The 17,559-nt window shown below is 65.0% G+C and carries 19 protein-coding genes; 9 read left to right on the top strand and 10 right to left on the bottom strand.

What is annotated here, in order from left to right:
* Window positions 1-210 precede the first annotated feature (210 nt).
* Complete coding sequence (locus BLQ71_RS00425) at window positions 211-588, top strand: VOC family protein (RefSeq protein WP_043139849.1); 378 nt, start codon at window positions 211-213, stop codon at window positions 586-588.
* A gap of 15 nt (window positions 589-603) precedes the next feature.
* Here BLQ71_RS00425 and BLQ71_RS00420 read toward each other — a convergent pair whose 3' ends face one another.
* The 4 genes from BLQ71_RS00420 to BLQ71_RS00405 form a co-directional block, all read right to left on the bottom strand.
* The gene (locus tag BLQ71_RS00420; protein ID WP_170122569.1) at window positions 604-1,101 is read right to left on the bottom strand and encodes a cytochrome c-type biogenesis protein; all 498 of its coding nucleotides are present in this window, start codon (window positions 1,099-1,101) and stop codon (window positions 604-606) included.
* On the bottom strand, window positions 1,098-3,065 hold the full coding sequence (locus BLQ71_RS00415) for a heme lyase CcmF/NrfE family subunit (protein ID WP_043139852.1): 1,968 nt from the start codon (window positions 3,063-3,065) through the stop codon (window positions 1,098-1,100). The genes BLQ71_RS00420 and BLQ71_RS00415 overlap by 4 nt, the downstream gene beginning before the upstream one ends.
* Before the next feature lie 155 nt (window positions 3,066-3,220).
* Window positions 3,221-3,784 carry a holin family protein gene (locus tag BLQ71_RS00410; protein WP_175459215.1) on the bottom strand — a complete coding sequence of 188 codons (564 nt, stop codon included), beginning with the start codon at window positions 3,782-3,784 and terminating at the stop codon, window positions 3,221-3,223.
* Window positions 3,775-4,398, bottom strand: coding sequence for a holin-associated N-acetylmuramidase (locus BLQ71_RS00405; RefSeq protein WP_229754818.1), 624 nt, complete (start codon window positions 4,396-4,398; stop codon window positions 3,775-3,777). The genes BLQ71_RS00410 and BLQ71_RS00405 overlap by 10 nt, the downstream gene beginning before the upstream one ends.
* An 83-nt stretch (window positions 4,399-4,481) precedes the next feature.
* Between BLQ71_RS00405 and BLQ71_RS00400 the strand changes: the two genes are divergently transcribed.
* Window positions 4,482-4,907: a cupin domain-containing protein gene (locus BLQ71_RS00400; protein ID WP_074620326.1), complete on the top strand. Its 426-nt coding sequence runs from the start codon at window positions 4,482-4,484 to the stop codon at window positions 4,905-4,907.
* Between the two features lie 61 nt (window positions 4,908-4,968).
* Here the strand turns inward: BLQ71_RS00400 and BLQ71_RS00395 are convergent, their stop codons facing one another.
* From BLQ71_RS00395 to zwf, 4 genes are all read right to left on the bottom strand, one after another.
* A complete protein-coding gene (locus tag BLQ71_RS00395) occupies window positions 4,969-5,562 on the bottom strand; it encodes a PRC-barrel domain-containing protein (RefSeq protein ID WP_074620325.1) in 594 nt (197 codons plus the stop codon).
* Window positions 5,563-5,657: 95 nt separating this feature from the next.
* On the bottom strand, window positions 5,658-7,241 hold the full coding sequence (pgi, locus tag BLQ71_RS00390) for a glucose-6-phosphate isomerase (RefSeq protein WP_074620324.1): 1,584 nt from the start codon (window positions 7,239-7,241) through the stop codon (window positions 5,658-5,660).
* Between the two features lie 94 nt (window positions 7,242-7,335).
* Window positions 7,336-8,013 carry a 6-phosphogluconolactonase gene (gene pgl, locus BLQ71_RS00385; RefSeq protein WP_069209865.1) on the bottom strand — a complete coding sequence of 226 codons (678 nt, stop codon included), beginning with the start codon at window positions 8,011-8,013 and terminating at the stop codon, window positions 7,336-7,338.
* Window positions 8,014-8,041: 28 nt separating this feature from the next.
* A complete protein-coding gene (gene zwf / locus BLQ71_RS00380) occupies window positions 8,042-9,496 on the bottom strand; it encodes a glucose-6-phosphate dehydrogenase (protein WP_043139862.1) in 1,455 nt (484 codons plus the stop codon).
* A gap of 218 nt (window positions 9,497-9,714) precedes the next feature.
* On the opposite strand from zwf, the gene BLQ71_RS00375 reads away from it, so the two are divergent.
* From BLQ71_RS00375 to BLQ71_RS00365, 3 genes are all read left to right on the top strand, one after another.
* On the top strand, window positions 9,715-10,662 hold the full coding sequence (locus BLQ71_RS00375; protein WP_074620323.1) for a radical SAM protein: 948 nt from the start codon (window positions 9,715-9,717) through the stop codon (window positions 10,660-10,662).
* Window positions 10,663-10,764: 102 nt separating this feature from the next.
* The gene (locus BLQ71_RS00370) at window positions 10,765-11,706 is read left to right on the top strand and encodes a nucleoside hydrolase (protein ID WP_074620322.1); all 942 of its coding nucleotides are present in this window, start codon (window positions 10,765-10,767) and stop codon (window positions 11,704-11,706) included.
* Window positions 11,703-12,149, top strand: a complete 447-nt coding sequence (locus BLQ71_RS00365) for a GNAT family N-acetyltransferase (protein ID WP_069209869.1) — start codon at window positions 11,703-11,705, stop codon at window positions 12,147-12,149. Before BLQ71_RS00370 ends, BLQ71_RS00365 begins: the two co-directional genes overlap by 4 nt.
* Window positions 12,150-12,156: 7 nt before the next feature.
* Here BLQ71_RS00365 and BLQ71_RS00360 read toward each other — a convergent pair whose 3' ends face one another.
* A complete protein-coding gene (locus tag BLQ71_RS00360; protein WP_074620321.1) occupies window positions 12,157-12,693 on the bottom strand; it encodes a CBS domain-containing protein in 537 nt (178 codons plus the stop codon).
* A gap of 99 nt (window positions 12,694-12,792) precedes the next feature.
* On the opposite strand from BLQ71_RS00360, the gene BLQ71_RS00355 reads away from it, so the two are divergent.
* Window positions 12,793-14,211, top strand: a complete 1,419-nt coding sequence (locus tag BLQ71_RS00355) for a protein adenylyltransferase SelO (RefSeq protein WP_074620320.1) — start codon at window positions 12,793-12,795, stop codon at window positions 14,209-14,211.
* Window positions 14,212-14,262: 51 nt separating this feature from the next.
* On the opposite strand, the gene BLQ71_RS00350 is transcribed toward BLQ71_RS00355, so the two are convergent.
* Window positions 14,263-15,198 (bottom strand): DMT family transporter, encoded by a 936-nt coding sequence (locus BLQ71_RS00350; RefSeq protein ID WP_052244389.1) that lies wholly within the window; start codon window positions 15,196-15,198, stop codon window positions 14,263-14,265.
* A 120-nt stretch (window positions 15,199-15,318) separates the two neighbouring features.
* On the opposite strand from BLQ71_RS00350, the gene BLQ71_RS00345 reads away from it, so the two are divergent.
* The 3 genes from BLQ71_RS00345 to BLQ71_RS00335 are packed head-to-tail and all read left to right on the top strand — an operon-like array spanning window position 15,319 to window position 17,508.
* A complete protein-coding gene (locus BLQ71_RS00345) occupies window positions 15,319-16,164 on the top strand; it encodes a tellurite resistance TerB family protein (RefSeq protein ID WP_074620319.1) in 846 nt (281 codons plus the stop codon).
* 7 nt (window positions 16,165-16,171) lie between these two features.
* On the top strand, window positions 16,172-17,098 hold the full coding sequence (locus BLQ71_RS00340; protein WP_074620318.1) for a DMT family transporter: 927 nt from the start codon (window positions 16,172-16,174) through the stop codon (window positions 17,096-17,098).
* Complete coding sequence (locus BLQ71_RS00335) at window positions 17,095-17,508, top strand: Fur family transcriptional regulator (protein ID WP_043139880.1); 414 nt, start codon at window positions 17,095-17,097, stop codon at window positions 17,506-17,508. The genes BLQ71_RS00340 and BLQ71_RS00335 overlap by 4 nt, the downstream gene beginning before the upstream one ends.
* Window positions 17,509-17,559 lie beyond the last annotated feature (51 nt).

Below are 17,559 nucleotides of genomic sequence, written 5' to 3'. Positions count from 1 at the left end.
GTCACCGATACCGCGTCCCCATATCGGGGAAAGGAGGGCCGCCCTTGTCCAGGGGTATCGCGAAGGCAATCCACGGGATCATGCTGTCGCAGGTTTAGCGAAAGGCGGCGCCTGGGTGAACTGCGGACCCGTGAAAACCGCTTAGCAGAAAGCCGGGGTCCGGTCCATCGCCGTTGACCCTGGCAGCCCCCGCCTGTCATGCTTGCGTCCATGAGCTACAAACCGGACGGCTATACAGATCTTTCGCCCTATCTCGTCGTTTCCGATCCCGAGGCGGTCCTGCAGTTCTGCGAGACCGTCTTTGGCGCCACCCGGCTGCGGGTCTTTCACGATGGTGACAGGATCCTGCACGCAGAGTGCCGCATCGGGGATTCCGTGCTGATGATGGGCGGGGCAGAAGGCGCCGCCGGAACGGTCGTGCATCTCTATTTGCCCGATCCGGATGCGGCGCATGCAAAGGCGCTGGAACTGGGGGCGGAAGAAATCCAACCAATGCTGGACAAGGGCGACGGCGACCGTCGCGGCGGGTTTCGCACCCCCTGTGGGACACAGTGGTTCGTGGCAAAACAGATGGGCGCGCCAGCCTGACGACGCCCGGGGGCCTCAGCCCTCCTCGCCCTTCAGCAATTCGTCCAGGCGCTTCTGCTCTTCCGGAGACAGCCCCTCATCCCCTGTCCCGGCCGCCAGCGAGCGGCGGCGCACATAGGCCATACCCACGACCAGCGCCAGCAGGAACAGCCCCGGCCCCGAGGCCCAGAGCAGCCAGTTCCAGCCTCCTGTCGTGGGTTTCAGCAGGACAAACTCGCCGTAGCGATCTACGATGAACGCCACCACTTCCTCGTTGGTGTCGCCCGCCATAATCCGCTCACGCACCAGGATGCGCAGGTCACGCGCCAGCGAGGCGTTGCTTTCGTCGATGCTTTCATTCTGGCAGACGAGGCAGCGTAGCCCGGCGGAAATATCTCGCGCCCGGGCCTCCAGCGCCGGATCGTCCAGCATCTCGTCCGGCTGAACCGCCAGCGCCACGTTGGCCACGAGGGCGAACAACAGGCCAAGAATGTAGGACGGGGCCCGGCCCCGCCGCCCGGTGTTCCCCATCATTCCGCGGGCACCCCCTGTGCCGGTGCCGATTTCCGCGCTCCGGCGGCAATCCGGTAACGCCGGTCGGACAGGCTGAGGCAGCCGCCCAGGGCCATGATGATCGCCCCGGCCCAGATCCAGTTGGCCAGCGGCTTGATATAGATCCGCATGACCCATCCGCCATTGTCCTGCGGATCGCCAATCACGACGTAGACGTCCCGCATCACGCGGTAGTCGATGGCTGCCTCGGTCGTGGGCATCTGGGCCACCGGGTAAACACGTTTCTCCGGGTTCAGCACGGCGATCTCACGCCCATCGGTCGTCACCCTGACCTCCCCCATCGTGGAGTTGTAGTTCGGCCCCTGAACCCTGTTGACGCTCAGCAGGGTGAATTCGAAATCCCCAACGGTCCAGGGTTCGTCGATATGGGCGACACGGATGTCTTCCTCTTGCCAGGCCAGAAGCCCGGCGATCCCCAACATGGTGATCCCAAGGCCCGCATGGGCGACAGCCTTGCCCCATTCCGCGCGCGGCAACCGCAGCAGGCGCGAGAAATCCCGCGACTGGCCGGTGCGCCCGATCAGGTCGGTGACGGCCCCGGCAACGATCCAGGTGCCCAGGAAAACGCCAATCGGTCCCATCAGGCTGCGTCCGGTCTGCATCGCCCAGACCAGCCCCATCAACGCGATGGCAAGACCGAAGGCAGGTGTCAGAGACCGCAGCACGCGATCCAGCTTGCCCCGTTTCCAGCTGATCATCGCGCCCACTGGCAGGATCAGCCCAAGCACCACCATGAAGGGTGTGAAGGCCATGTTGAAGAAGGGCGCACCTACCGACAGCTTCCGGTCGAACAACATTTCGGCCACGAAGGGCCACATGGTGCCGACGAAGACGACAAAGCTGGAAACCGCCAAAAGAATGTTGTTCACCACCAGGGCGCTTTCACGGCTGACAACGCCGAAGACGCCCTTGGATTCCATCACGTTCGACCGCGCCGCGAACAACGTCAGCGCACCGCCGGTAAAGAACAGCAGGATATAGAGGATAAACTTGCCACGCACCGGGTCATTGGCGAAGGCGTGGACCGAGGTCAGCAGGCCGGACCGCACGATGAAGGTGCCAATCAGCGAGAAACCGAAAGCCAGGATTGCCAGCAGGATGGTCCAGCTTTTAAGCGACTCGCGCTTTTCCACGACGATGGCGGAATGCAGCAGCGCTGCGGCAAAGAGCCAGGGCATAAAGCTGGCATTCTCGACCGGGTCCCAGAACCAGAAGCCACCCCAGCCCAGTTCGTAATAGGCCCACCACGACCCCAGCGCGATGCCGATGGTCAGGAAGATCCAGGCCGCCAGAGTCCAGGGGCGCACCCAGCGTCCCCAGGCCGCGTCCACCCGTCCCTCGATCAAGGCGGCGACCGCAAAGCTGAAACAGATGCTCAGCCCGACGTACCCCAGGTAGAGAAACGGCGGGTGAAACGCCAGCCCCGGGTCCTGCAGCAACGGGTTCAGGTCCGTGCCGTCGATCGGCGGAATGCTGAGACGCGTGAACGGGTTCGAGGTGAAGATGATGAAGGCATAGAACGCCGCCGAGACCGAGCTTTGCACTGCCAGCACGCGGGCGCGCAAAGTCGGTGGGATATTGGTGCCGAACCAGGCCGCGCAGGCCCCGAAGAGCGCCAGGATCAGTACCCAGAGCAACATGGACCCCTCGTGGTTCCCCCAGACGCCCGAGATCTTGTAGATCATCGGTTTGGCGGAGTGGCTGTTCTCATAGACCAGCTTCAACGAGAAGTCGGAGACGACAAAGGCATAGGTCAGCGCTGCGAAACTGCTTGCGACAAGCAGAAATTGCAGCGTCGCCGCCGGTTCTGCAACGGCCATCCACCCGGGCCACCGCTTGTGCGCGCCCACCAGGGGCATGACCATCTGAACCAGCGAGACCAGGAAGGCCAGGATCAGGGCGAAGTGTCCGAGTTCTGTAATCATGTCTCGGGTTATAGTTGCGCCGCCCTTCCGGGCCAATCGTTTTCGCCCGGATACCCCGATCACATTGTCGCAATGATATGCGTGCCGCCCTGCTCCATCAAAAAGCCGCGCCCCGGTGCAGGAGCGCGGTCATCGCACCGAAACCAGGAGAGCGGCTAGCCGGCGGTCCGCCTCCAGTCGGCAAGCGCCGGGTTGTCCGATGGCACCTCGAATGTCGCGGTTTCGACCGGGGCATCGGCATCCGGAGTCGCATTTCGCAGCGCCTCGACATCCTTGACCGTCTGCACCACTTGCGGGACCGCCGCCATCGTCACCGCCAGGTCACGCTGGAAATCCTGCCCCTTGGCCTGGTGGCGCGCGCCGAAGTAGAAACTGACGATGGCCGCCAGCAGCCACCACAGGGGCTCCGGCACCAGCGCGATGCCCGCCATGCGCGCCGCGAACCAGACCGGATCGACCATCGCCGCCACGAACATGCCCAGCGTCCCCAGGGCCATCGCCGGACGCGGAACGCGGTTCAGTGCGTCCATCAGCCTGTCGAACCAGCCGCGACGGCGAATGCGGAACTCGCCCGCCATCTGCGCCAGCGCCGCGGCCTGTGCCTCGGCGCCGCGCTGCGCCTGGGCCTCGGCATTGACGCGGAACACCTCCGCCGTCTCCGTCACCACGTTGCGGCCAGAGCCGAACAGCACACCAAGAAGCTGACCGATCAGCCCCATGCCGCCACCCGTGCGTGAAACTCGGCCTCCGTCATGTGGTACTTGGGCGCGATGAACTCCTCGGCGCGCTTGATCCAGCCGCCTTTGCCGCCGGCGCGGGTCCGCGCGTACTTGCGCGACTTCGGGCGATTGTCGGCGATGCGGAAGTAATAGTTGCGCCGCGCGATCCCGTAGGCGTCCGCCATGTGATGCGGCGCCTTTGCATAGGCGCGCGCCGCGGCGGCAATGGTCTGCGGGCCGATGACGCCATCCACAGACACCTGTTCGCCCATCTGGTTCAGCAGGCGCTGCAGGATCTTCACCGCGTTGCCACCCGCATTAACATACATGTCAAAGACCGTGGCGTGCAGCGGCTCCGGCAATTCGGCGATGCGCGGTTTCAGGAAGTAATGTGTCAGGAAGATCGTCACCGCCTGTTCGCGGGTGATCTGGCGCACATCGGCGGCATCGACGCGCCCGTTGCCATCCAGGTCCAGCCCAAGACGGCGCATTGTATGTATCGTGACACCATATTTCGTGGCACCGCCCGGATCGTCCGGATCGTTGACATATCCGCCCTCGCGGGCAACGATTTCCTCGGCCATCCTGCGGACGCGGGGGGTCAGAGTCGACATCCAGTCTCTCCTGCTCGGTTCACTCTCGATGGCCTGAGGGTGCGTCGCAGCTCTTAACCAATCCTCACGGGACCGTACGTTGCATGACCGCTGACGAGATCATCGCCCTTCTGGGCCTGTCACCACACCCCGAAGGCGGGCATTACAGGCAGACATGGGAGGCCGACGCCGGCAACGGCGAACGCGCGCCGGGAACCTGCATCTATTTCCTGCTGAAAGGGGAGGAGCGCAGCCATTGGCACCGCGTCGATGCCGGCGAGATCTGGCATTACTACGCCGGCAGCCCGCTGCGCCTGATGCGGTCCGCAACCGACAATGGCCCACGTGACGACATGGTTCTGGGGCCGGACCTGGCCCGGGGTCAGCGCCCGCAGGGCATCGTCGAAGCCGGTCACTGGCAGGCCGCGCAGTCCCTTGGCGACTGGACCCTTATGGGCTGCACCGTCTCACCTGGCTTCCGCTTCGAAGGTTTCGAACTCGCCGCGCCGGGTTTCAACATTCCCGGATGACGCGCACGAAAACGCCCGGGGCACTGGGCCCCGGGCGCAATTGCTTTGCCCTTGCAGCGAGTTACTCCACCCGTTCCATTTCGGACAGCTGATCGCTGGTGAACGGCGTGACGACGGCGTAATCCGCCTCGCTCACCATGATCATCTTGGTTTCATCCATCGGTAGCATGACAAACTTGTCACCCACCCCCAGGAAACCGCCGACCTCGGCCACGAGGCCCATGATCTCGCCGTTCTCGTCGACGATGAAATCGTCGATCGAGCCGATGCGCGTCCATTCGTCGGCCACGGTGTCATAGCTCACGTTCACGTCCCAATCCACGCTCTCCGAGGCGGACAGGGTGTAGATCGGCGCACCGACGATCACCGAGGCCTTGACCGGCGCGGTCAGCCCGGTGTCGGCCCTTGCGGTATCCGTGGCATCCGCTTTTGGTGCGGCCGGATCGTCGCTCTCGGCCATATCCTTGTCGGTCACCTCCGGATCGTCGGATTTGGCGACGTCCGGGTCAGCGGCCATCGGATCCGCGGTGTCGGCCTGCTCCATCGGCATCGGGTCGGCGGCCGGGTCCATCGCATCACCGGTTTCATGGCTTTCCGCCAGAGCGACAGCGGGGATGAGAGCGGTTGCAGCGACGGTCATCATGAAGCGTTTCATGTTGAACTCCTTCCGTTTTTTCCGTTCGATCTGCCTGAAGAACGTGTCTCTTTTCGCTCCTGTTCCCCACTATATTTTTTTCGCCAGCCGGAACTTCAGCCGCGTCCGTGCGTATGCACGAACTCCAAAAGCTGGGCGGTCGACGCGTCCTTTCCCTCGACCGGCGCAGCCCCCGTCACCATCGGCCCAAGGGCGGTCGCAAGCTCCTTGCCCAGCTCCACCCCCCATTGGTCGAAGGAGTTGATACCAAGGATCACCCCTTCGACAAAAACCCGGTGTTCATAAAGCGCGATGATCTTGCCCAGCGTTTCGGGGTCCAGCAGCGGATAGATCAGCGTGGTCGACGGACGGTTGCCCGGGAACACCCGGTGCCGCGCCTGCCGTTCCAACTCGTCGCCTTCGAACTTGTCCGCCACCTTGCCGCGCGCCTCGTTCAAATCGCGGCCACGCATCAGTGCCTCCGACTGGGCAAGGCAGTTGGCCACCAGCAGGTCGTGGTGATGTTTCAGATCAGCTTCATGGCCTTTTGCCGCGACAAGAAATTCCGCCGGGATCACCCGCGTGCCCTGGTGAATCAGTTGGTAAAAGGCGTGCTGACCGTTCGTGCCCGGCTCTCCCCAGACCACCGGACCGGAGTGATAGGGCAGATCGGCGCCGTCCATGCTGACGCCCTTGCCATTCGATTCCATTTCCAGCTGTTGCAGGTAGGCGGGCAGGCGCAGCAATCGGTTGTCATAGGGCAGCACCGCGCGCGTGGCATGGCCCAGCACCTGGTTGTGCCAGATGCCCACCAGCGCCAGCAGCACCGGCAGGTTCTCGGCCAGGGGTGCCGCCTGGAAATGGCGGTCCATCTTCATGCCGCCGGTCAGGAAGGCGCGAAACCCCTCCGGCCCCACTGCCAGCATCAGCGACAGACCGATCGGCCCCCAGACCGAGTAGCGCCCACCGACCCAGTCCTCGAAGCCGAACACGCGGTCCGCCGGGATGCCGAATTCCGCTGCCTTTTCCTGGTTCGACGACAGCGCCACGAAACGCCCCTCGTCCGACACGCCCTTGCCGGCCAGCCAGGCCTTGGCGGTGCGCGCGTTGGTCATGGTCTCGATGGTGGTGAAGGTCTTGGAGGCAACGATGAACAGCGTTGTTTCGGGGTTACACAGCGCCAGCTTGTCCGCAATATCTGCGCCATCGACATTCGACACGAAATGCGTGCGCGGTCCGTCGTGATAAGGCGCCAGCGCCAGCGTCGCCATGACCGGGCCAAGGTCCGAGCCGCCGATGCCGATATTGACGACATCCGTGATGCCCGAGCCGCGAACCTCGCGCGCCAGGGCCTCCATGCGGCCCAGCGTCTCCAGCACCGGCGGCATCACGTCCACACCATCCACCCGCACTTCGGCCCCGTCCAGGTTGCGCAGCGCTGTGTGCAGCACCGCGCGCCCCTCGGTCTCGTTGATCTTTTCCCCGGCGAACATCGCGTCCCGACGGGCCGCCACGCCGCGCGCCTCGGCCAGGGCCAGCAGGCCTGCGCGCACCTCGGCGTCGATCTGCGTCTTGGAATAGTCGAAGAGCATACCCTCTGCGGACAAAGAGAACGCCCCTGCCCGGCCCTCATCCGCGAACAGCGTTTCGATCCGGCGCTCGCCGATGCCTGTGGCCAGTGTTTTCAGTTCTTCGAACATTCCATCCCCCTCGCCGCCCGTGATGCGACCCTTTGAAAATGTGCCCACCCCATAGCAGGCGGAAAATGACAGATTTGCGACCCCGGTGCGCAGCTTACGGCGCCCAGTGCACCCGCGCCTCGGACAGGACCGCGTTGATCGGCGCCTCTGCGACCGGTTTGCCGCGCGCGCTTTCCAGCGCGGCACGCTTGTCCTCGCCAAAGATCAGGACGTGTTTGGACAGCGCCCCGTTCAGCACCGGGGCGCTCAACGTGATGCGCGGCTCGGGCGCGCCCGGCGCCCGCATCGGCAGCAGGACGGGCGCCTTGGCGGACAGGGCTTCTTCCAGCCGGTCTGCCCCCGGAAAGATCGAGGCCGTGTGCAGATCGGCCCCCATGCCCAGAAGAACCACCGCTAAAGGCAGTTCCTCGGCAATTGGCGCCTGCAGCGCCTCTAGCGCCCCTTCCGGCTGTTCCGCCGGGGCATAGAGCGGCAGGTACCGCGCCGCTTGCGCCCGATTGATCAGCAGCCTCTCACGCAGAAGGCCGGTGTTCGACCGCGGGTTGTCCTCTGGTACCCAGCGTTCATCGGTCAGCAGCACGTCGACGCGCGACCAGTCAAGGTCGACGGTGTTCAGATCGTCGAAGACCGGCCCGGGCGAGGTCCCGCCCGGCACCGCGAAACCGACCCGGTCGCGCTGGGACAGGGCCTGCCGCAAATCGCCGGCCAGTTGGTTGGCCAGGTCGATGACCAGCATCTCCCGGTCCTGGTACTCGATGAATTCGTAACTCATGCTCCCGGCCTCCCTTGCCTTGCCAGGCTCATACGCGGATGTCGCGCCAGCGGCGCCCGTCGCGATGCATCAGCATCAACGCATCATCCGGCCCGGCCGAGCCCGGGTCATAGGGTTTCGGCACCTCGCCCCGGCTCTGCCATCCGGCGATGATCGGATCGGTCCAGGCCCAGGCGGCCTCGACCTCGTCACCGCGCATGAACAGGGTCTGATTGCCCCGGATCACGTCCATGATCAACCGCTCGTAGGCATCGGGGACCTCTTCCGCTTCCGGCCCCAGTGCCTCGGCAAAGCTCATGTCCAGCGGCACATCCACCAGCCGCATGCCGCCCGGCCCCGGTTCCTTGATGGTCACGCCCAGTGTCATGCCCTCATTGGGCTGCAACCGGATCGACAACACGTTGCGATGCGTGCCTGCCTCGGGGCCAAAGATCGAATGCGGTGCATCCTTGAAGACCACGGCGATCTCGCTGGCCCGGGCCCGCAGCTTCTTGCCCGTGCGCAGGTAGAAGGGCGTTCCGGCCCAACGCCAGTTCGAGATATGGCATTTCATCGCGACGAAACTCTCGGTGGTCGAGCGCGGATTTTCCACATGGGCGCGATAACCGGGCTGGTCGTCATCCGCGTCGTATTGGCCGCGCACGATATGATGATAGTCCACCGGGTCCAGCGCCCGGATCACCTTGAGCTTTTCGTCCCGCACCGAATCCGGCTCGAACCGCGCAGGCGGTTCCATCGCGATCAGGCACAGCAACTGCATCAGGTGGTTCTGCACCATGTCCCGCATGGCGCCGGACTTGTCGTAATAGCCACCACGCCCGCCCACGTCGACGGTTTCGGCCACGGTGATCTGGATGTGATCGACGTACTGCGCGTTCCACAGCGGTTCGAACAGCATGTTGCCGAACCGAACCGCCATCAGGTTCTGGACCGTTTCCTTGCCCAGGTAGTGGTCGATCCGATAGATCTGATCCTCGTGAAAGTGCTGGCGCAGGGTCGCGTTCAGCGCTTTGGCGCTGTCCAGGTCATGTCCAAAGGGTTTCTCGACCACCACGCGGCTTTCGTCATCCGCCAGCCCGAAATGCCGCAGCCGTTCCGCCAGCGCACCGAACAGCGCCGGCCCAACCGAGAAATAAAACGCCCGCACCGTCCCCGGCCGCAGATGTGTCTTCAGCGCCTCCCAGCCACCTTCCCCCATCGCGTCGACCGCCTCGTAGTCGATACGTTCGAGGAATTGTTCCAGCGTGCCATCCTCGCAATGACGGCCACCGCCGAACTCGCGTGTGGCCTCGGCCACCATGCGCCGAAACCCTTCGGTGTCCATGTCGCTGCGAGCGGCACCGATGATCCGTGCGTCCTCGGGCATCTGGCCGCTGCAAAAGCGCCTGAACAGCCCAGGCAGGATCTTGCGCCGGGCCAGATCGCCCGTCGCCCCGAAAATCACCAGATCGAAAGGGTCGACCGGAATTACGCGTGAAACCATGAGTCCCCTGCCTTTCCTGTTGGGCGGCGCGGGCCGCCTCTTGCCTTCGGCAATGTTCCGTTAGCGCTAACGCATCCTGTTCGCGCTTCGAATACCCCATGTTCGTTTCAAAGTCTAACACCCAATTGATGCATCACAATGGCGTCAGGCGGAATCTTGTGACTGGCACAGGCTTTGCCTACTGCGTACGCCTTGGGTGACGAATTGAAGGACTGGAAATGAAAGACGCTTCCACCGCCAATATCGACAAGTTCAAGGACCCGGCCCACACCGCCAAGGGTGAGCCGCGCGCGCATGTGGCCCTGTCCGATCCCCAGACGCTGTGGTTCAACACCGGCACGCTCTGCAATATCGAATGCCTGAACTGCTACATCGAAAGCTCGCCCGAGAACGACAGGCTGGTCTATATCACCGCGGACGAAGTCACCGAGTATCTCGACCAGCTTGCGGCGCGAAACTGGGGTGTGGCTGAGATCGGATTCACCGGGGGCGAGCCCTTCATGAACCCCCAGGTGATCGAAATGACTCGCCGCAGCCTCGCCCGGGGGTACCAGGTCCTGATTCTGACCAATGCCATGCGGCCGATGATGCGCCCCATCGTGCGCGAAGGACTGCAGGCACTACAGGCGGAATATGGCGACCGGCTCACGCTGCGCATCTCGCTTGATCACTGGTCGGCGCGCCAACACGATGCCGAACGTGGCGCGGGCACATTCGAGAAAACACTCGAAGGGATGCGCTGGCTGCGCGATACCGGCATCCGCATGGCGGTCGCCGGCCGCACCATGTGGGACGAGACCGAAGCGCAGTCGCGCGATGGCTTCGCCCGCCTGTTCCGGACCGAGGGGTTCGACATCGACGCACATGATCCGGGCATGACCGTCCTCTTCCCGGAAATGGATCTCAGCGTCGAGGTGCCAGAGATCACCACCGCCTGCTGGGGCATTCTCGACAAGCATCCGACACAGGTGATGTGTTCCTCCTCGCGCATGGTGGTCAAGCGCAAAGGCGCCGCACGCCCTTCTGTCGTGGCCTGCACCCTCCTGCCCTACGAGCCGGAATTCGACCTGGGCGAAACCCTTGAGGCGGCAGAACGCGACGTCTCGCTGAACCATCCCCATTGCGCCAAGTTCTGCGTCCTTGGCGGGGCCAGCTGTTCCGCCTAGCGGCTGGACACGACGTCCCGGCAAGCCACCGCCGAACCGCCGATCCAGCTTGCGCCGCCCCCTGCCCCGTGTCACTCCTCCGGCACCGAGCAGGAGAGACAGATGGCAGCGCGCAAGATCATCATCGACACCGACCCCGGCCAGGACGACGCCGTGGCCATCCTCCTGGCCCTTGCATCACCCGCCGAGCTCGAGGTCCTGGGAATCACCGCCGTCGCCGGCAACGTGCCGTTGGAACTCACCGCGCGGAACGCCCGCATGGTCTGCGAGTTAGCGGGCAAGCCCGAGACCCCTGTCTTTGCCGGATGCGACAGGCCCCTTGCGCATGACCTGGTCACCGCCGAACATGTCCACGGCAAGACCGGCCTCGACGGACCCGACCTGCCCGAGCCGACCATGCCGCTGCAAGACCGCGATGCCGTCGACTTCATCATCGACACACTGCGCGCCCAGCCGGAAAAGACTGTCACGCTCTGCCCCCTGGGTCCGCTGACCAACATCGCCGCGGCCCTGCAACGCGCGCCCGACATCGCGACGCGCATCCAGGAAATCGTCCTGATGGGCGGCGCCTACTTCGAGGTGGGCAACATCACGCCCGCTGCCGAATTCAACATCTACGTCGACCCGGAAGCCGCTGAAATCGTGTTCAAATGCGGCGCACCGATCACCGTCATGCCGCTGGACGTGACGCACAAGGCGCTGGTCACATCCGCCCGGAACGAGGCCTTTCGCGCCCTCGGAACCCCGGTCGGCATCGCCGTTGCCCAGATGACCGATTTCTTCGAACGCTTCGACAAGGAAAAGTACGGATCGGACGGTGCCCCGCTGCACGACCCCTGTGTCACCGCCTACCTGCTGCAACCCGATCTCTTTTCAGGACGGTTCATCAACGTCGAGATCGAGACCCGCTCCGACCTGACGCGCGGCATGACGGTGGCTGACTGGTGGGGCGTCACCGACCGCGCACCCAACGCCATGTTCATGGGCGATGTCGATGCAGACGGCTTTTTCGCCCTGCTGACCGAAAGGCTGGCGCGGCTATGAAATCCCTCCACCTCGCTGGCGAAGCGGATGCCGACAAGCTGCTGCCGCTCGTTGCGGCCTTCCATACCGAAATGGGCTATGGCACCGACGACGAGCATCGCGCCGCCGCCATCTCGCCGTTGCTGCAGGGCTCGCCCCACGGCGCCGCTTGGCTGATCGGCCCGCGCCGCGCACCGGTAGGCTATATCGTGCTGACCTTCGGATGGTCGGTCGAGTTTGGCGGACTGGATGCCATCGTTGATGAGCTGTACGTGCGCCCCGCCGTGCGCGGGCGTGGCATGGGGATCGAGGCGCTGGACGGCATCGCCAAGGCCATGCGCGAGGCGGGCGTGCGTGCCCTGCACCTGGAAGTCGACCGCGAGGACGAACGCGCGCAGCGCTTCTATGGCCGCGCGCGTTTCAAGCCCCGTGATCGCTACATCTTCATGAGCCGGGTGCTCTGAGCCCGGCTTACATCGCGCTCACGACGATCACCATGAGGATCGAGTAGAGCATGATGCCCCCGCCGATCAGCCAGATCGGATAGTTGCGCCCGACGCTTGCCTTGGCCAGCTCCTTGGCCTGGTAGATCAGGTCGGGCCATGTGTAGCTGACAAAATCGCCCTGGGTGAAGACCGCCTTGATGCGCTCGTGCTCGTCCACCACCGGCAGGCGGCGGAAGCGCTCGTTCGACATGATGCGCAGCCAGTCGATGACCTCGTCGGTTTCCCGCGCCACGCGTGGATCGCGGGTCATGATCTCCTGCAGCGTAAGGCTGGCGGCGTCGACATTCCGGGCCACGACCTTGCGAAGGATGTCGCGTTCCGTTGCCACGCCCAACACGCGATTGTCCGGATCCACCACGACAACCGAACCGAAATTGCGTTCGTTCATCGCCTGCGCGGCGGTCGTGACCAGCGTGTCCGGCGAAAACGTCAGCGGCTGCGGCTTCGAGGCAAACTCGGGCCGGTCCATAAGGCGCATCGCGTAGGCATTGTCCGTCTGCATCGTCTTGCTCCTGTTCGTTGCGTCCCCGACAACCCTAGCCCTCGGACAGCCGTGGCAAGACTGCTGGCGCAACCGTGATCGGGCCCCTATATCTCGGGCATGACCTTGCAGATCCCCTTCGACAATTCCTATGCCCGCCTGCCCGAGGGCTTCTTTGCGCGTCTCGGCCCCACCCCGGTCAAGGCGCCGCAAACCGTGGCCTTCAACCACGACCTGGCCGAACTCCTTGGCATTACCGGCGCCGAGGACCCCGCGCTGGCAGCCCAATTCGGCGGCAACGCCGTGCCGGAAGGGGCCGAGCCGCTGGCCCAGCTTTATGCCGGCCACCAGTTCGGGCAGTTCAACCCCCAGCTGGGCGACGGACGCGCCCTGCTGCTGGGCGAGGTCGTCGGCACCGATGGCATCCGCCGGGACATCCAGCTCAAGGGCTCCGGCCCGACGCCCTTCTCACGCCGTGGCGATGGCCGGGCCTGGCTGGGGCCGGTCCTGCGTGAATACGTCGTCTCCGAGGCGATGCACGCGCTTGGCGTCCCGACAACCCGCGCGCTGGCCGCGATCCGCACGGGCGAGGAGGTCATCCGCGAACGTCCCCTTCCCGGCGCCGTCCTGACCCGCGTGGCGCAAAGCCATATCCGGGTGGGCACCTTCCAGGTCTTTGCCGCGCGCCAGGACAACGATCGTCTGCAGACGCTCTACGACTACACGGTCGACCGCCACTACCCGGATGCACGCGACCCGCTCGACCTGCTGAACGGCGTGATCGAACGGCAGGCGCAGCTGGTGACGCAATGGATGGGCGTCGGTTTCATCCACGGGGTGATGAACACCGACAACTGTGCGCTCTCGGGCGAAACCATCGACTACGGGCCTTGCGCCTTCATGGATGCCTATGACCCGGACACGGTGTTTTCCTCGATCGATCGGTTCGGCCGCTACGGCTATGCCGCGCAGGCCGATATCATCGTCTGGAACATGGCGCAGCTGGCCACGGCCCTGGTCCCGCTGATGCCCGACACCGACAAGGCCGTCGAGGATTTCACCAAGGCCGTGCACGCCATGCCCGACCGTCTGCGCGCGCTTTGGCTGGAGCGGTTCGGGGCCAAGATCGGCCTGTCCACCCCGACGCAGGAGGACCTGTCGCTGATCGGCGACCTGTTGACCCTGATGCATGAGGGTGGCGCCGATTTCACCAATACCTTCCGCGCCCTGGCGGATGGCGATGCTCGCGACCAGTTCACCGACCGTGCGGCCTTTGACGCATGGGAGGCACGCTGGCAGGCGAGACTGGAACAGGAGGAGACCCCGCAGGCGCTGATGCGCGCGGTGAACCCGGTTCTTATTCCCCGCAACCATCGAGTCGAACAGATGATCGAGGCCGCAGTGGCGGGCGACGATGCGCCATTCCACCGCCTGAACGCCGCGCTTTCGGCGCCATTCGACCTGAACGAAAGCTATGCCGACCTACGCCGCCCGCCGTCGAGCGGCGAAAAGGTCCGTGCGACCTTTTGCGGGACATGACCCACCGGACGTGACCCCGCCCCGGGCCTGACCCGGGGCCTCTGCCCAAGCCTAGCCTTCTTTGCGCAGTGTCTCCTGCCCGGGACCGGGCGGGACCTCTGCCCGCGTCTTGCGGCGTCGGTTGATCAGCACGATCCCCACGGCCGTCAGCGCCAATGCGCCCAGGAAATCCGGCCCCACCGGCTCGTCGAAGACCAGCCAGCCGAAGACAACGGCCAAGACCGGGGACAGAAAACTGAAAGAGGCGATGTCCGACGCCGGATAGATCCCCATCAACCGTAACCAGAACAGGAAGCCGAGCGAAGCCACCAAAGTCCCGTAGACCAGCCCGAAAAGGCTCAACAGGTCGGTCTCTCGCCACAGCGGTCCAAAGAGCGGCGCCACCACGCAGAGCACCACCGCCGAGACCGCAAGCTGCCAGAACAGCTGTCCCTCGGCATTCAGCTCCGAGGTGCGAGTCAAACGTACGTTCAGTGCAATTCCCGCCCAGGCCCATGAGGCCAGCAGCGCCAGCAGATCGCCGCGGATGTCCCCCGCCCCCCGGCTCTGCGGATCCGCCAGCGCCCAGCCCACCCCGGCCATCGCCAGAACCAGCCCCAGCAGACGCCGCGAAGACAGCCGCTCACCCGGCAGGGTGAAATGCGCCACCAGGGCCAGCCAGACAGGCATGGCGTAAAAGGTGATCGAGGCGCGCGAGACGCTGGTCAGGTCCAGCGAGGTGAACAACAGGATGAACTCGACACTGAACAGACCACCCAGAAACAGCCCCGACCACAGCGTGCGCCGCAAGCCTGTGATCCGCCGACCGCTGACCAGCAGCCAGATCCCCAGCACCGCCAGCGCCAGGGCCGAGCGCAGCCCCGCCGCAAAGACCGGGCCGATCCCGGCATTGGTCAGCTTGATCGCCACCTGGTTGAAGGCCAGGACATTGGCAAAAACCACCATCCCCACCGCACCGGCGAGGTCCATCTGTTGCTTGCGTTCCATGCCCTCTTGGACACCCGGACGCCGGCAAGGTCAATCCGCCGCCGACGCTCCCCCTGTGCGCGGCGGCAAACATCTGTCACAGTCTTCCAAGGGAGATCATCGGCTGAGAGGAGAAAGCACATGGGTCTGATGGGAACACTGGCAAAACTCGCCATCGGTTACGCCGCCGCACGCGGGGTCGATCGACTGTCCGGCGGCCAGGGGCTTGGCAGTCTCCTGGGCGGCGGCGCGCAGGTTCCGGCGAAAACGCCGACTGCGACGCTGCAGGCACAGATGGGCAAGCTGATGGGCGGCCAGGCACCCCAGGGCGGCGGCTGGCAGGAGATGATGGAAGCGGCGCAGAAAAGCGGCATGCCCGGCACCGGTGGCGCAGGGGCCAATCCCTTGGCCGACATGATGAAGAACATGCAGACCGGTGGCATGGACCTGTCCGCCTTCACGGGCCAGGCCGGTAGCGGAAAGGGTGGCGGGCTGCTGTCGCAACTGGGCGAAGGTGGCTCCGGCATGGCCGGAATGCTTGCGGCCTTCGCGGGGTCGGCGGCCCAGGCCCAGGGGAAGGGCGCCGCCGGGTTGATGGACGCCATGAACGCCCAGTCCACCGCGCCAGAGGCCGAAGCAGCCGCCGCCCTGATGCTGCGTGCGATGATCCAGGCCGCCAAGAGCGACGGCGGCATCGACAAGGCCGAACAGGCCAAGATCCTCGAAACGCTGGGCGAGGATGCCGATCCCGAGGACCGCGCCTTCATCCAGGCGCAGCTGAAGGCCCCGGTCGATCCCGAGGCCCTGGGCGCGGAAGTCCCGGAAGCGCAGCGCATGCAGGTCTATTCCGCCTCGCTGATGACGATCCGCGTCGACACCCAGGCCGAGGCCGAATACCTCGACACACTCGCCAAGGCCATGCAGCTCGACGAGGCGGTGGTGAACATGCTGCACATGCAGATGGGCCTGCAACCGCTCTACGGTTAAGACATCCATGACACGCACCCCGGCCTTCGGCCTCGGCCTCGCGCTGGCCGGGGCGCTGATCCTGACACCCGACGCGCTGCTGATGCGGCTGTCGGGCATGTCCGGCTTTCAGATGCTGGGCTGGCGCGGGATCTGCATGGCACTCATCTTCCTCGCCGCCTGGGCCCTGACCAGCCGGACCCACCGCGCCGACCTGACCGAGGTTGCCGCGCCGACCGCGCTCATGGTGATTGCCTGCCACGCGCTGAACGCGATGCTGTTCCCGATCGGCATCGCTGTTTCACCGGTGGCGCCGGTGCTTCTCGGCGTGGCCAGCGTGCCGGTCTGGGCGGCGCTTCTGGCCCGCCTCCTGCACGGCGAGACAACCTCGCGCGCCACCTGGATCGCCATTCTACTGGTGCTGGCCGGACTGACGCTCGCCGTGACGGACAAGGGCGCGGCTGCACTGGATGCAGCCGCACTGACGGGCGCCGCCTGCGGTCTTGGCGTGGCTTTCGCTCTGGCGCTCAACTTCGTCACCCTGCGTCATAATCCGGACATGCCCCTGCTGCTGGCCATCGGCCTGGGCGCTCTGATCGCCGGGACGACAGGCTGGGCCGTCACTGGCCCCGCGCAGATGACACAGGGCACGCTCTGGGCCATCCTCGTGGCCAGCATCCTGGTCCTGCCGCTGTCCTTCTTTGCCCTCAGCCAGGCGTCCCGCCACACCGCCGCCGCCAATGTCAGCCTTCTGTTGCTGCTCGAAACCGTGCTCGCCCCGATCTGGGTCTGGCTCGGCACCGGCGAGGCTCCTTCGCGCCGGATGATCCTGGGGGGCGCCGTAGTCATCGTCACCCTGGCCGTCTACGTCGCACGCGCCCGCCGCGTTCGAGGCTTGGCCTCGCCCGCCGCTTTGCCTAAAACGGGCGCCAGACCAACGACTCCGGGCCCATGACCGATAGCATCTCAGACCGCTGCACCGCCAAGGGCCTGCGCATGACCGACCAGCGCCGGACCATCGCCGAGGTGCTGGAACGCGCGACCGATCACCCGGATGTCGAGGATCTCTATGCCCGTGCCTCTGCACGCGATCCCAATATCTCGATCGCCACGGTTTATCGCACCGTCAAGCTCTTCGAAGAGGCCGGCATTCTCGAAAGGGTCGATTTCGGAGACGGCCGCGCCCGCTACGAGGACGCGGAACGCGAACACCACGATCACCTGATCGATCTCAACAGCGGCGAGGTGATCGAATTCGTCGATCCCGAGATCGAGGCACTTCAGGAAAAGATCGCGGAAAAACTGGGCTACCGGCTCAAGGGCCACCGCATGGAGCTCTACGGCGTCCCGCTCAAGAAACGCTGACAGGGTCCACCCCGACTGCCGATCTTAGTTCTGGTGAGGCCAGAAGCTGCA

It is taken from the genome of Antarctobacter albus (genome assembly GCF_900101505.1).
In the GTDB taxonomy this organism is placed as follows: Bacteria; Pseudomonadota; Alphaproteobacteria; order Rhodobacterales; family Rhodobacteraceae; genus Antarctobacter; species Antarctobacter albus.
This window is presented reverse-complemented; position numbering and strand designations above follow the sequence as displayed.